The organism is Roseomonas sp. E05, assembly GCF_030063475.1.
Lineage (GTDB): Bacteria > Pseudomonadota > Alphaproteobacteria > Acetobacterales > Acetobacteraceae > Pseudoroseomonas.
In genome coordinates this window covers 412,689-424,945 of sequence record NZ_JASIRT010000001.1, presented here as the reverse complement: position 1 = coordinate 424,945, position 12,257 = coordinate 412,689, and the positions used below count along the sequence as shown (strand labels likewise).

At 70.7% G+C, this 12,257-nt stretch carries 14 protein-coding genes; 5 read left to right on the top strand and 9 right to left on the bottom strand.

Annotated elements, in window-relative coordinates; all coding sequences use genetic code 11:
• Nucleotides 1-5: 5 nt before the first annotated feature.
• From QMO56_RS02045 to ddpX, 8 genes are all read right to left on the bottom strand, one after another.
• Nucleotides 6-788, bottom strand: coding sequence for a lysophospholipid acyltransferase family protein (locus QMO56_RS02045; protein ID WP_283523358.1), 783 nt, complete (start codon nucleotides 786-788; stop codon nucleotides 6-8).
• Between the two features lie 133 nt (nucleotides 789-921).
• Nucleotides 922-2,520, bottom strand: coding sequence for an NAD(P)/FAD-dependent oxidoreductase (locus QMO56_RS02040; RefSeq protein ID WP_283523357.1), 1,599 nt, complete (start codon nucleotides 2,518-2,520; stop codon nucleotides 922-924).
• Nucleotides 2,517-4,112 carry a phytoene desaturase family protein gene (gene crtI / locus QMO56_RS02035; RefSeq protein WP_283523356.1) on the bottom strand — a complete coding sequence of 532 codons (1,596 nt, stop codon included), beginning with the start codon at nucleotides 4,110-4,112 and terminating at the stop codon, nucleotides 2,517-2,519. The genes QMO56_RS02040 and crtI overlap by 4 nt, the downstream gene beginning before the upstream one ends.
• Nucleotides 4,113-4,219: 107 nt before the next feature.
• Nucleotides 4,220-5,239 carry a UDP-glucose 4-epimerase GalE gene (galE, locus tag QMO56_RS02030; RefSeq protein ID WP_283523446.1) on the bottom strand — a complete coding sequence of 340 codons (1,020 nt, stop codon included), beginning with the start codon at nucleotides 5,237-5,239 and terminating at the stop codon, nucleotides 4,220-4,222.
• Between the two features lie 231 nt (nucleotides 5,240-5,470).
• The gene (locus tag QMO56_RS02025; RefSeq protein WP_283523355.1) at nucleotides 5,471-6,277 is read right to left on the bottom strand and encodes an exodeoxyribonuclease III; all 807 of its coding nucleotides are present in this window, start codon (nucleotides 6,275-6,277) and stop codon (nucleotides 5,471-5,473) included.
• Between the two features lie 238 nt (nucleotides 6,278-6,515).
• Nucleotides 6,516-7,319: a gamma-glutamyl-gamma-aminobutyrate hydrolase family protein gene (locus QMO56_RS02020; RefSeq protein WP_283523354.1), complete on the bottom strand. Its 804-nt coding sequence runs from the start codon at nucleotides 7,317-7,319 to the stop codon at nucleotides 6,516-6,518.
• Between the two features lie 72 nt (nucleotides 7,320-7,391).
• Nucleotides 7,392-8,012, bottom strand: coding sequence for an outer membrane lipoprotein carrier protein LolA (locus tag QMO56_RS02015; protein ID WP_283523353.1), 621 nt, complete (start codon nucleotides 8,010-8,012; stop codon nucleotides 7,392-7,394).
• A 174-nt stretch (nucleotides 8,013-8,186) separates the two neighbouring features.
• Nucleotides 8,187-8,735: a D-alanyl-D-alanine dipeptidase gene (gene ddpX / locus QMO56_RS02010; protein ID WP_283523352.1), complete on the bottom strand. Its 549-nt coding sequence runs from the start codon at nucleotides 8,733-8,735 to the stop codon at nucleotides 8,187-8,189.
• Nucleotides 8,736-8,798: 63 nt separating this feature from the next.
• Here ddpX and tsaB point away from each other — a divergent pair, with 63 nt between their 5' ends.
• Both tsaB and QMO56_RS02000 read left to right on the top strand, forming a co-directional pair.
• Nucleotides 8,799-9,464 carry a tRNA (adenosine(37)-N6)-threonylcarbamoyltransferase complex dimerization subunit type 1 TsaB gene (gene tsaB, locus QMO56_RS02005; RefSeq protein WP_283523351.1) on the top strand — a complete coding sequence of 222 codons (666 nt, stop codon included), beginning with the start codon at nucleotides 8,799-8,801 and terminating at the stop codon, nucleotides 9,462-9,464.
• A complete protein-coding gene (locus QMO56_RS02000; protein WP_283523350.1) occupies nucleotides 9,457-9,894 on the top strand; it encodes a GNAT family N-acetyltransferase in 438 nt (145 codons plus the stop codon). Before tsaB ends, QMO56_RS02000 begins: the two co-directional genes overlap by 8 nt.
• On the opposite strand, the gene QMO56_RS01995 is transcribed toward QMO56_RS02000, so the two are convergent.
• The gene (locus tag QMO56_RS01995) at nucleotides 9,869-10,060 is read right to left on the bottom strand and encodes a sulfurtransferase TusA family protein (protein WP_349362333.1); all 192 of its coding nucleotides are present in this window, start codon (nucleotides 10,058-10,060) and stop codon (nucleotides 9,869-9,871) included. The two genes, QMO56_RS02000 and QMO56_RS01995, sit on opposite strands and share 26 nt — an antisense overlap.
• Nucleotides 10,061-10,259: 199 nt before the next feature.
• Here QMO56_RS01995 and QMO56_RS01990 point away from each other — a divergent pair, with 199 nt between their 5' ends.
• From QMO56_RS01990 to QMO56_RS01980, 3 genes are all read left to right on the top strand, one after another.
• Complete coding sequence (locus QMO56_RS01990; RefSeq protein WP_283523348.1) at nucleotides 10,260-10,706, top strand: MucR family transcriptional regulator; 447 nt, start codon at nucleotides 10,260-10,262, stop codon at nucleotides 10,704-10,706.
• 214 nt (nucleotides 10,707-10,920) lie between these two features.
• Nucleotides 10,921-11,439, top strand: coding sequence for a Fur family transcriptional regulator (locus QMO56_RS01985; RefSeq protein WP_283523347.1), 519 nt, complete (start codon nucleotides 10,921-10,923; stop codon nucleotides 11,437-11,439).
• Nucleotides 11,436-12,245, top strand: a complete 810-nt coding sequence (locus tag QMO56_RS01980) for a GNAT family N-acetyltransferase (protein WP_283523346.1) — start codon at nucleotides 11,436-11,438, stop codon at nucleotides 12,243-12,245. Before QMO56_RS01985 ends, QMO56_RS01980 begins: the two co-directional genes overlap by 4 nt.
• The last annotated feature ends 12 nt before the right edge of the window (nucleotides 12,246-12,257 follow it).

The following is a 12,257-nucleotide window of genomic DNA, read 5'->3' as shown; positions in this document are numbered from 1 at the left end:
CCGCCTCATTCGCGCGCCTCGTGGCGGGGATCGAAGCGGCGGCCGGCCAGCCTGGCCCGCAGATGCCGCCAGCGATCATAGATTCCGCCCATGCCTTCCTTTCCCTGCTCCACCACCCGGAACCGCGCGGGCTCCCGGCGGATGGCCTCTCCGGCGAGGCGGTCCATCACGCCGGCCAGCGCCGTGGCGAGCGCCTCGGCCCGGGCCTCGCGCGGCATGGCCTGCAACGCGGCGCCGCGCAAGGGCGGGCCGAAGGCGGCCAGCATCTCCGCCTTGCGCTCCGTCCAGAAAGGATACTCCAGCGCCAGCGGAACGAAACACGCCTGCGGCGCCAGCTCCGCCAAGCGTGTCAGGCCGGGGGCGATCGGCACCGGGCGCTCGCGGGCGTCGGCGAAGCGGCCGGGCGCGTTCATCCAGAGCATGTCGTCGTGCTCCGGCGCCAGCACCTGCCGGGCGGCGCGCAGGAAGGCCGCCGCGCCGCGCGGGCCGGACGTGTCCACCCCGAAGACGCCGAGGCGGAGCATGAAGCGGTAACGCGCCAGGGCCGCCGCCTCCATCGGGATGAACATGCGCCGGCCCGGGAACAGCCGGCGCGAGAGCAGCATGAAGGCCACGCCGTCCCACCAGGAGGGATGGTTGGCGAAGACCACCAGCGGCACCCCCTCCGGCACCTCCGGCATACCCCATTCCGCCACCCGCAGCGCCCGCATGTGGCGGCGGAAGAAGCGGCTGAACATGAAGTCGTAGAAGGCGAGGTGAGAGGGCGAATAGGCGGCGCGTGGATCCATGATGCCCTAGCTTAGCGCCTGGGGAGGGCGCCGCCCTCCCCAAACCCCTCCCGCCGGGGTGACAGTGCCACCCCGGGCCCCGCCATCCGTGAAAGGAGGGGCGGAGGGGACAAGGCGGGACTCCGGCACATCATCATTCCGCCGCCAGCGCCGCCTCCCGCTGCCCGGCCCGCTCAGCCTCGGCGCCCATGCCGCGCCCGCCGAGATCATGGTCCAGCGCGTCGGCGGCGATCCAGCCGGACATCATCACCATCGGCATGCCCGGCCCGGGATGCGCCGCCCCGCCGGCGAGGTAGAGCCCCTTCACCGCGCGCGAGCGGTTGCCCGGCTTGAAGGCGCCGGTGAAGCGCCCGTGGCTGGCGAGCCCGTAGATGGCGCCGTCCAGCACCTTGTAGCGCTCGTGGATGTCCGGCGGCGTCAGGTGCCGCTCCACCACGATGCGCTCCTCGATGTCCTCCATCCCCGCCGTGCGCTTCAGCTTGTCCAGGATGGTGCGGCGATAGGCGGGCAGCATCTTCGGCCAGTCCTGCCCGGGGCGGAGATGCGGCGTGTGCACGAGAACATAGAGCGCCTCGCCGCCCTCGGGCGCGACGGTCGGGTCGGTGGCGGCGGGGGCGGCGAGGTAGGCGGTCGGGTCCGGCGCCGGGACGCCCTTCTTGTAGATAGCGTCGAACTCCTCCTCGGCGTCCCGCGAGAAGACGAAATCGTGATGCGCCAGATGCTCGTAGCGCCGGTTCAGGCCGAGATAGAGCACCACGCCCGAGCAGGCCGGCTCGTATTTCCGGCGGCTGTACTTCCGCGCCGGGGCGCCGCCGACCAGTTCGCCATAGGTGCGGATGGCATCCATGTTCGAGACCACGGCATCGCAGGCGATGCGCTCTCCGCCGGCCTTCACCGCGCGGACGGCGCCGTTCTCGATCTCCAGCCCCGTCACCTCGACTCCGGGGCGCAGGTCGGCCCCGAGATCGGCGGCGAGCTTTGCCAGCCCCTCGGCCACCGCGCGGGTGCCGCCCTTCGGGTACCAGATGCCCTCGGCCGCCTGCATGTCGCCGATGCCGCAGAGCACGGCCGGCGCCAGATAGGGCGAGGAGCCGACATACTGCGTGTAGTGGTCGAGCATCTGCGCCAGCCGCGCATCCGGCACATGGCCGCGAATGACCTTGGCCACCGTCTGCCCCATGCGCAGCGCCAGCACGTCGCGCATGGTGTTGGGGTCGAGATTGGCGCGGAAGTTCATCGTGTCGCCGATGCCCTCCACCGGCTTCCAGAAGAAGAACTTCTCCGAGACGTCGTGCAGCTTGCGCGCCACATCCTGGAAGCGGCGGTAGCCCGCGCCGTTGCTCCCTTTCCCCCCATCGGGAGCGAAGCGGTCCATCGCCGCAGCCATCTTCGGCACGTCCTGCATCAGGTCGATCCGCGTGCCATCCTCGAAGAAGCAGCGCCATTGCGGGTCGAGCCGGATCAGCGGCAACTCGGCCTGCTGGTCGCGCCCGGCCTCGGCGAAGATGCGGCGCAGCACGCGCGGCATGGTCAGGATGGTGGGGCCCATGTCGAAGCGGAAGCCGCTGTTCGAGCCTGCGGGCCCGGCGGGAAGGTTCAGCACCGCCGCCTTGCCGCCGAGCCACGGGTTCTTGTCGAACAGCGTGACGCGATGGCCGCGCGCCGCCGCCACTGCCGCCGCGGCGAGGCCCCCGAGGCCGCCGCCGATCACCACCACATGCGACGCGCTCATGCGACCCTCTCCTTCTTCCGGCCGGGCTGGGGCGATGGGCCCAATCCGGGCAAGGCGGTTTCGATGCCCTCCAGCCCGAGGTCGCGCAGCAGCAGGTTGCTGCTGATCCGTGCGCTCTCATAGATCACCGGCAGCCCACTGCCGGGATGCGTGCCGCCGCCCACGAGGTAGAGCCCTTCCGTGCCGCCGAAGCGGTTGCCGGGGCGGAAGTTCAGCATCTGCCCCAGGTCGTGCGCCAGGTTGAAGGTGGCGCCGAAGCCGACGGCGAAGCTCTCCTGCCAGTCGGCGGGCGTCACCATGCGCTCGTAGCGGATGCGCGATTCGATGTCGGGCAGGCCGAGCTGCGCCAGCCGTCGCAGCGCCTCGGCGCGGAAGGCGGGGGCGGTGGCGCGCCAGTCGGTGGTGCCGCGCAGGTTGCCCACCGGCACCAGCAGATAGAGGCTGCTGTGCCCCTCCGGCGCCATGGAGGGGTCGGTGGCGACGGGGTTGTGCAGGTAGAAGGACGGTTCGGCGGGCAGCAGCCCGGTCTCGATCTCGCTCAGATTGCGTCGGTAGTTCTCGGCCAGCAGCACGGTGTGATGCGCGAGCTGCGGGAAGCGCCCCTCCACGCCGAGATAGAGCATGAAGGTGGAGCAGGAATAGCGCGCGCCGGCGATGCGCTTGTCCGACCAGCGGCGGCGCAGCGCATCCGGGATCAGCTTCGGCGCGGCATGGGCGAAGTCGGCGTTCATCACCACCGCGTCGGCGGGGAGGAAGCGGTCGCCCAGCTCCACCCCGACAGCGCGGCGGCCGGCGAAGGCGATGCGCTCCACCGGTGCGTTGAGGCGGATCTCGGCGCCCATCCGTTCCGCCACGCGCGCCATGGCCGCCGCCACCGCGCCGCAGCCGCCCTGCGGGTGGAACACGCCGTGCTCGTATTCGAGGAAGGAGAGGATGGTGAACAGGCTGGGGCAGCGGAACGGGCTCATTCCCAGATACTTGGTCTGGAAGGAGAAGAGCAGCCGCGTGCGCGGGTCGCGGAAGAAGCGCCGCAGTTCCCCCTCCACCGAGAGGTGCGGCCGCAGATGCGGCAGAGCCTTCAGCATGTCGGGCGCGAGGAGGTCGGCGGCGGAGGAGAAGCCGCGCTCCAGCACCGGGCGGAAGGCCTCCAGCTTGGTCCGGTTGCGGGCCATGAAGGGGCGGAGGTTGCGCGCGTCGGCCGGGTCCAGCTTGGCGATCTCGGCCTCCATCCGGCCGAGGTCCGGCGTCGCGTCCAGCACCGGGCCGGCGCCGCCGCCGAAGACCAGGCGGTACTGCGGATCAAGCCGCGTCAGCGCCACCTCCGCGCGCAGGGAGGCGCCGCAACTGGCGAAGATCTCCTCGAGGATGCGGGGATAGAGGAAGAAGGTTGGGCCGAGATCGAAGCGGTAGCCCTCGGGCGTCGCCAGGGTGCGGCTGCGGCCGCCCACCACGCCGTCCTTCTCCAGCACGGTGACGCGCAGGCCACGGGCCGCCAGCAGCATGGCGGCAGCCAGCCCCCCCGGCCCGGCGCCGATGACGATGACATGGCGCCGGGTGCGGCGAAGGGCGGGGGCGGTCAGGGGAAGGGTCATGCCGGCTCTGCGAACACCTGTCGGGTTGGTAGGACAGGTGCGGTCGCGTCGCGGCTTGCCAAGGGTGGCGGCACGCGGGGGCCGCCACTTCGTCCTTCAGGCGGCGCTCAGGCCGCCTGCGCCGCCGGGCCTTGGCGCCGGTCGCCGTAGCCGCGCGGATGCGCCTCGCGCCACGCCCAGGCGGTGCGGACGATGTCATCCAGCGCCGCATAGCGCGGGGTCCAGCCGGTCTCCCGCCGCAGCCGCTCGTTGGAGGCCACCAGCACCGCCGGGTCGCCGGCGCGGCGCGGTCCGATGCTGTGCGGCACCGGGCGCCCGGACACGCGCTCCACCGCATCGAGCACCTGGCGCACCGAGTGGCCCTGGCCATTGCCCACATTGTAGCGGACGCTCGGCCCGTCCTTCAGCCCGTCCAGCACCCGCAGATGGGCGTCGGCGAGGTCGGTCACATGCACGTAATCGCGGATGCAGGTGCCGTCGGGGGTCGGGTAGTCGGTGCCGAAGACCGTCAGCTCCGGCCCCAGGCCCAGGGCGGCGTTGATCGCCAGGGGGATCAGGTGGGTTTCGGGGCTGTGATCCTCGCCGAGGCGGCCTTGCGGGTCGGCGCCGGCGGCGTTGAAGTAGCGCAGCGCGGCCGAGCGCAGCCCGTGCACCTTGTCCGCCCATTCCAGGCCGGCCTCGGCCATGCGCTTCGATTCGCCATAGGCGGAGGTGGGGGCCAGCCGCGCCGCCTCGTCGATCGGCGTGGTTTCCGGGTTGCCGAACAGGGCGGCGGTGGAGGAGAGCACGAAACGCTTGCAGCCCGCCTTCACCGCCGCATCCGCGACGGCCAGCGTGTTGCTGAGGTTCTCGGAAAGATAGCGCAGCGGGTCCCGCATGCTCTCGCCCACCAGGGAAAGGGCGGCGAAGTGCAGCACCCCGTCGAACCGCCAGCCGGCGAAGACCTCGGACAGCGCGCGGCGGTCAGCGACATCGGCAACCACCAGTTCCACCTCCGCAGGCACGGCGCCGCGATGTCCCTGGCGCAGGTCGTCCACCACCACGACCTCATCGCCCCGCTCTTGCAAGGCGAGCACGACATGGCTGCCGACATAGCCGGCTCCGCCCGTGACCAGGAAACGCGCCATCATGGATCCCTTGTTGCTGGAAGCCCCGACAAGCAAGCCGCGGCGGCCGTGCTGCGTTGCAAAAACAATTGGAAAAGCCAGTGCCGTTGTGCACCGCGGCAGAATATACCGCGCCGGGCGCCCGCCGTAAGAAAATTCAACTCACGGGCGAAATTCAACCTTTTTGGGCTGCCCGAGACAGAAGGGAATTCTGTTCCAGGCCGGCGAAAGCCGCCCTTCAACTCCCGGCTATCAAAGCGTTATCTCTGCCATCACGGGCACATGGTCGCTGGCCTGTGTCCAACCCCGCGCTGCTTTGAGCACGTTCCAGCCGCTCAGCGCGCCCGCCAGATCCTGGCTCACCCAGATGTGGTCCAGCCGGCGGCCGCGGTTCGCGGCGGCCCAGTCCTTCGCGCGATAGGACCACCATGTGTAGAGCTTCTCCGCCGGCGGCACGAAGTGGCGGAGTGCATCGTGCCAGGCGCCGGCCTGCTGCCAGGCGTTCAGCGCCTCCACTTCCACCGGTGTGTGGGAGACCACGCCGAGCATCTGCCGGTGGCTCCAGACGTCATGCTCCAGCGGCGCGATGTTGAGATCACCCAGCATCACCGCGCGGCGGGCGCCGCCGCGCGCCCGCTCCCAGGCCGCGGCCTCCGCCACGAAGTCAAGCTTGTGGGCGAATTTCGGGTTCGCCGCGCGGTCGGGCATGTCGCCGCCGGCGGGAACGTAGAAATTGTGCAGCTCCAGCCCGCCGGGCACGTCCAGCGTCACGCCGAGGTGGCGGCAATCGCCCTTCTCGCACCAGTTTGGGTCGCCCTCCCGCACCGCGAGCGGGATACGGGAGAGGATGGCAACCCCATTATAGCCCTTCATGCCGCGCTGGGCGCGGTGCGGGAAGCCGAGGGCGGCAATGCCGTCATGGGGGAACAGGTCGTCCGGGCACTTCGTCTCCTGCAGGCAGATCACGTCGGGTGCCAGATCACGGACGAGATCCGCCAGGAGCGGCAGGCGCAGGCGGACGGAGTTGATGTTCCAGGTGACGATGCGGAGCGTGGGCATGGCGGGGAGGGATAGGACTTAACCTCGCCGGGTGCCAGAGGTTGCGCAGCCCGGAAATGGAGGCGCCCGGTCAGGGGGGTGACCGGGCGCCGGGGGGGTACATTCCTGGAGGGAATGGTCGGGATGGGCCATGGGGACTGGCCACCCATCTATCAGAATGGCATCTACGGCACAAAAAATAAGGGTTTTTCCGGGTCATTCAAAAACGTTTGAATGAAAAACCTCGTGTCCGCCTCGCTCATTCGGCCGCGAGGGGCTCGGGCAGCGTAACCCTGCCGCTGGCGCCCTGATGACGCCGCGCTGCCTCGCCGAACGCCTCGAAGAGACGGCGCGAGAGCATATCTTCGCACCAGTCATATTCCGGGTGCCATTGGACACCAAGGGCAAAATCACGGGCCTTCTCGACCCGTGCCGCCTCGATGGTGCCGTCGGGCGCCCAGGCCTCGGCGGTGAGGCGCGGGGCCAGTGTCGCCACGCCCTGGTTATGCAGCGAGTTCACCGGCACGGCGGCGGGGGACCAGCCCAGCCCTGCCCAGTGCCGCGCCAACTCGCCCTCCGGCGCCACCCGCACCGCATGCGCCTTGCCGGTGCGCACCTTCGGCAGCGCCTGGTCGGAAGGGGTGGAGTGGTCCATGCGTCCCGGAAGGTCCTGGATGCGCTGGTCGAGCGTGCCGCCAAGCGCCACGTTCAGCTCCTGGAAGCCGCGGCAGATCGCCAGCAGCGGCACCCCGGCCTCCAGCGCGCCGCGGATCAGCGGAAGGGTGGTGGCATCGCGCGCCGGGTCCTCCGGGGTCCCTTCGAGATGGGGCGGGCCGGCATAGAGGTCCGGCTGGACGTTCGAGCGGCTGCCGGTCAGCAGCAGCCCATCCAGCCGCGGCAGGATCTCCGCCGCCACCCCCTCTCCGGCTGCGGGGACGAGGATCGGCATGCCGCCGATCGGCCCGAGGACGACCTGGATGTAGTGGTCGGACACCGCATGGTTGGGCATGGCGAAGGCCCCGAAGGCCTTCATGCAGCAGGGGATGCCAATGAGGGGGCGCATGCCGGAAAGGTTGCCTTTCAAAGCGGCGCGATCAAGTCACGATTCGTGCCACTTTGTGGCGTCAGCCCTGCGTCAGCGGTTGGTCTCCTGCTCGAAGAAGCGCGGATCGTTGAAGGTGAAGAGCAGCTTGTCGAACTTCATGCCGGTCTCGATGGCGCTCAGCGTCACCCGGGTCTGCCGCCCCTGGCTGTCCACCACGATCCATTGCCGCAGCTCCAGCGGATCCTCGGCGAAGACCAGCGTCAGCCGCCCTTCGGCGGGCGCGTCGCGCCGGTGCAGGGTGACGCCGACGAAGCCGCCCATGCGATCCACCGCGAGCACCTCCAGATCCCCGCCGAAGCGGATCTGCGGCCGCAGCAGCAGGCCAAGCGGCGTGGAGCCCACGGGCACCACCGTCGGCTGCTTCAGTTCGCGGTCGTAGTAGAGGAACTGCCCGTCCGAGGCGACGAGCAGCAGCGGCTCCGGCGGTTCGTATTCGAAGCGCATCTGGCCGGGGCGGGAGATGTAGGCGGTGCCCTCCGCCGCGCCGCCATTCTGCGCGATCTGCAGGAAATGCGCGCGCATGGTGGTGATGCTGTTGAGATAGGCCTCGATCCGCTTCAGCAGCGCCGCCTGCTGCTGGCTCTGGGCGGCGGCGCCATGGGGCAGGAAGGGCAGGGCCGCGGCGGCGGCCAGCAGGGAGCGTCGGAGCATGCCGCCTATCTGGCCCTCGGCGCACCGGAAAGGAAGATCAGCCCTGGGGGAATGAATTCCCCCAGACCCCCTTCTTTTTCTGTCAGTGCCCGCGCGGGCGGACAGCGCCACGCCAAACCGGCAAAAAGAAGATGGGGGTTTGGGGGAATTCTTTCCCCCAACCTTGTCCTGGCCTTAGATCGGCCCGCCCGGCACGGCCGTGGCGGCCAGCGCCGGGAAGCTGCGCGCCTGCGGCAGCTGGTAATGCCACCATTCCAGCTTGTAATGGTCCCAGCCGGCGGCGGTCATCAGTCCGAGCAGCAGCGCCCGGTTGCGCTGATCCTCGACAGGCACGCCGGCATGGCCATGCGCCGATTCCGGCACGGTGGCGTCGAAGCCGGTGCCCATCGGCAGTTCGGCGCCGGTCGCCGCCTCGCACAGCGTCAGGTCCACCGCCGCGCCGCGCGGGTGCACGCCCCCGGCGCGCGGGTCGGCGACGAAGCGCTTGTCCTCCACGGCGTTCCACAGCGCCCATTGCGCCTCGATCGGGCGGAAGGCGTCGAAGATCTTGAGGCGCAGGCCAAGCCGGGCGGCCTGGTCGCGGGCGCGCAGCAGCCGCTCGCGCGCCTCCGGCAGCAGCAGCGCCACGGGGCGGGTGTAGATGGGAATGCCGGTCAGGTTGTCCGGCGTGGCATAGCGGAGGTCGAGGCGGAATCCGTCCGCCTCGGTGATGGGCAGCAGCATGGCGCGCATCCTGCCATCCGCGCGCGGTTCCGTCGCCGCCCGATCTGCCCTATGCAGCGTCGCATGCGGATCCTGGCATTGGATGGCGCGCTGGCGCGGGCCTCGGCGGCGGTGTGGGCGGATGGGCAGGTGCTCGCTGCCGCGGCGACGGAGGGCGCGCGCGGGCAGGCTGTCGCGCTGCCGCCCATGGTGGCGCGGGTGCTGGCGGAGGCCGGGCTCGCCGCCCCTGCGCTGGACGCGGTGGCGGCGGTGGTGGGCCCGGGCGGTTTCACCGGCCTGCGCGCGGCCCTGGCGCTGGCGCAGGGCCTGGCGCTGGCCGCCGGCCGGCCGGCCATCGGCGTGACGACGGGCGAGGCGCTGGCCGCCGCCCTGCCGCCGGCATTGCGCGCCAGCCATGCCCTCTGGTCGGTGATCGACACCCGGCGGGGCCGGGTGCTGCTGGAGCGCTTCGCGCCCGGCGCCGATGCGCCGCTCGGCCCGCCCGAGCCCTTCACCCTGGCGGAGCTGCCGGCGCCGGACGGCCCGGTGGCGCTGATGGGCGACGCTGCCGTGGAAGCGGCCGAGGCGCTTGCCGGGCGTGGGATGCCGGCGCTGCTGACCGAGAGTCGCCTGCCGGACGCCGCCGCTGTCGCCACGGTGGCGGCGCTTCGCCTGTCCGGCCGCCTGCCGCCCCGGGCCGCGCTGCCGCTCTATGTCGAGCCGCCGGCAGTTCGGCTGCCCGGTGCCTGAGTTGCGCTCCGCCGGGCCGGAGGCGGCGGCCGAGTTGGCCGCGCTGCATGGCACCGCTTTCCCGCCGGCCGAGGCCTGGGGTCCTGACGCGCTGCGCCTGATGCTGGAGATGCCCGGCGCCTTCGCCCTGCTCAGCCCGGGGGCGGGCTTCATCCTGGCGCGCGTCGCGGCGGACGAGGCGGAGGTGCTGACGCTGGCTGTCATTCCCGCCGCCCGCCGGCAGGGGGTGGGGCGGGCGCTGCTGGAGGCTGCGCGGGGCGTGGCGGAGGCGGCCGGCGCCGGGCAGATGTTCCTGGAAGTCTCCGCTGCCAATCCCGCGGCACGGGCGCTCTACGCGGCGGCGGGCTGCACGGAGGTCGGCCGCCGCCGCCACTACTATCCGGATGGCAGTGACGCGCTGGTGCTCAGCTGCCGCCCTTGCGGATCCTGATCTGCAGGCTGCCATCCGGCATTTCCTGCTGTCCCAGTACGGCATGTCCCTGTTCGGTAGCGGTGCGGGGAACATTGTGCCGGGGTTCTTCACCTCGCAGTTTCACCAGCAGAATCTGACCGTTCGCCATCCGATCCAGTGCCAAACGGGTGCGGACGAATGTCATCGGACAAGTTTCTCCTGTTATATCGAGAGTCTGGTGGAAAAGATTTTCTTCTGAAGCTGTATTTTCCATAGTTTCACCTGAACCTGAAATTTTGCGCGGATAGGATATTGCGAACCGATCGCGGTTGACGATATGCTTCTGTAAGTCAAGACGAGATGCGCGTCATGGCTGTACCGGATAGTTTTTGTGAGGCTTGGCGATGTCCGAAGAACAGGACGGGCGTGAACTTCTGGGGCTGACGGCGCAGATTGTTGCTGCCCATGTCTCAAACAATTCCGTCCCCTTGGCGGATGTGCCGACACTGATCGAGCAGGTGCATCGCACCCTCTCCGGGCTCGGCACCGCGCCCGTGGCTGCGCCTCCGCCGGTCGAGCGCCCCCAGCCCGCCGTTCCCGTGAAGAAGTCCGTCCATGACGACTATCTGGTCTGCCTGGAGGACGGCAAAAAGCTGAAGATGTTGAAGCGTCATCTCAAGACGGCCTATGACATGACGCCGGAACAGTACCGCGAGCGCTGGGGCCTGCCGGCCGACTATCCGATGGTGGCGCCGAACTACGCGCGCCATCGCTCCTCGCTGGCCAAGAAGATCGGGCTGGGCACCAAGCCGCGCCCCGCCCGCCCGCGCCGCGCCCCCGCCACCGCCTGAGCGATGGTTCCGGGCCGGATCCACGGCCCGCCTTGCCTCGCGGTGCCGATGGTGGCAAGCCAGCACCGCCAGCCTCGGGGCGCCCCGGCGCCTCCGCAGCGCGCCGGGCGGGCCGCAGGGCGTGGTATGGCGCGCTTGAGCGTCGTGTCATAATGCGTGCGGGCGGGTAGGGCCCTCCCTTCCCGCCGGCACAGGAGAGCACCCGACCACCCCCATGGACACGCGCACCGACACGCCCCGCCCCGCCACCGATGCCGCCGCGCCTGACCCGTTGCGGATCGAGCGGCTGTGCGTCGAGCGGGGCCTGAAGATGACCGGGCAGCGCCGGCTGATCGCACGCGTCCTCTCGGAGGCGGTGGACCACCCGGACGTGGAGGAACTCTACCGCCGCGCCCTGGCACTTGATGCCCGCGTCTCCATCGCCACGGTGTACCGCACGGTGCGCCTGCTCGAGGAGAAGGGCATCCTGGAGCGGCACGACTTCGGCGGCGGCCGCGCGCGCTACGAGGCCACCGACCATGGCCACCATTACCACCTGATCGACGTGGACAGCGGCAAGGTCATCGAGTTCTCCGACGAGCAGCACGAGGCGCTGGCCAAGGCGATCGCGGCCCGGCTGGGCTATGAGCTGATCGGCCATCGGCTTGAGCTGTTCGGCCGCCGCCCGGCGCCCGAATCGGACAAGGGCGGGGCGCGGCGGGCGGCGCGCCGGCGCGGAGGCGAGGCCGCATGAGCCACGATGCGGCGACCGGCTTCGGCGAGCTGCGCATCGGCAATCTCGGCGTCCGCATCGCGGCGGACGCGGCGGAGGTCGAGGCCGCGCAGGCGCTGCGCTACCGCATCTTCTACGGCGAGATGGGCGCCCATCCCGACGCCGCCACCGCCGCGGCGGAGCGCGATCACGATGCCTTCGACGCGGTGGCCGACCATCTCCTGGTGCTCGACTACGACCTCGGTGAGGGCGCCAGCGCGGTGGTCGGGACCTACCGGCTGATCCGCCGCGCGGCGGCCGAGCGCATCGGCGGCTTCTACTCGGCCTCGGAATACGATATCGGGCCGCTGCTGGCGCAGCCCGGCAACGTGCTGGAGCTCGGCCGCTCCTGCGTGGATGCGCGCTACCGCAACCGGGCGGCCATGCAGCTGCTCTGGTCCGGCATCGCCGCCTATGTCTCCAAGCATCAGATCGCGTTGATGTTCGGCTGCGCCAGCCTGCCCGGCACCGACCTGGACCGGCTGGCCGTGCCGCTGACCTATCTCCACGCGCACCACCTGGCGCCGCCGGAGCTGCGCCCGCGTGCCATTCCCGAGCGCTATGTGGCGATGGACCGGCTGGACCCCGCCACCGTGGACCCTCGCGCCGCCCTGGCGGACCTTCCCCCGCTGGTGAAGGGCTATCTGCGACTCGGCGGCTTCGTCGGCGAGGGCGCGGTCATCGACAGCCAGTTCAACACCACCGATGTCTGCGTGGTGGTGAAGACCGAACTGGTCACCGAGAAGTACAGCCGCCACTACGAGCGCAAGATCGGCGGCCGCGACTGAGCCGCGTCCGGT

What these genes read in the sequence shown, in the direction of transcription:
- QMO56_RS01985 (WP_283523347.1), top strand. Translation starts at nt 10,921, where the DNA reads ATGGACACGCGCACCGACACGCCCCGCCCCGCCACCGATGCCGCCGCG.
- QMO56_RS01980 (WP_283523346.1), top strand. Translation starts at nt 11,436, where the DNA reads ATGAGCCACGATGCGGCGACCGGCTTCGGCGAGCTGCGCATCGGCAAT.
- crtI (WP_283523356.1), bottom strand. Translation starts at nt 4,112, where the DNA reads ATGACCCTTCCCCTGACCGCCCCCGCCCTTCGCCGCACCCGGCGCCAT.
- QMO56_RS02020 (WP_283523354.1), bottom strand. Translation starts at nt 7,319, where the DNA reads ATGCGCCCCCTCATTGGCATCCCCTGCTGCATGAAGGCCTTCGGGGCC.
- ddpX (WP_283523352.1), bottom strand. Translation starts at nt 8,735, where the DNA reads ATGCTGCTGCCCATCACCGAGGCGGACGGATTCCGCCTCGACCTCCGC.
- QMO56_RS02040 (WP_283523357.1), bottom strand. Translation starts at nt 2,520, where the DNA reads ATGAGCGCGTCGCATGTGGTGGTGATCGGCGGCGGCCTCGGGGGCCTC.
- tsaB (WP_283523351.1), top strand. Translation starts at nt 8,799, where the DNA reads ATGCGGATCCTGGCATTGGATGGCGCGCTGGCGCGGGCCTCGGCGGCG.
- QMO56_RS02045 (WP_283523358.1), bottom strand. Translation starts at nt 788, where the DNA reads ATGGATCCACGCGCCGCCTATTCGCCCTCTCACCTCGCCTTCTACGAC.
- QMO56_RS01990 (WP_283523348.1), top strand. Translation starts at nt 10,260, where the DNA reads ATGTCCGAAGAACAGGACGGGCGTGAACTTCTGGGGCTGACGGCGCAG.
- galE (WP_283523446.1), bottom strand. Translation starts at nt 5,239, where the DNA reads ATGGCGCGTTTCCTGGTCACGGGCGGAGCCGGCTATGTCGGCAGCCAT.
- QMO56_RS02015 (WP_283523353.1), bottom strand. Translation starts at nt 8,012, where the DNA reads ATGCTCCGACGCTCCCTGCTGGCCGCCGCCGCGGCCCTGCCCTTCCTG.
- QMO56_RS01995 (WP_349362333.1), bottom strand. Translation starts at nt 10,060, where the DNA reads ATGACATTCGTCCGCACCCGTTTGGCACTGGATCGGATGGCGAACGGT.
- QMO56_RS02025 (WP_283523355.1), bottom strand. Translation starts at nt 6,277, where the DNA reads ATGCCCACGCTCCGCATCGTCACCTGGAACATCAACTCCGTCCGCCTG.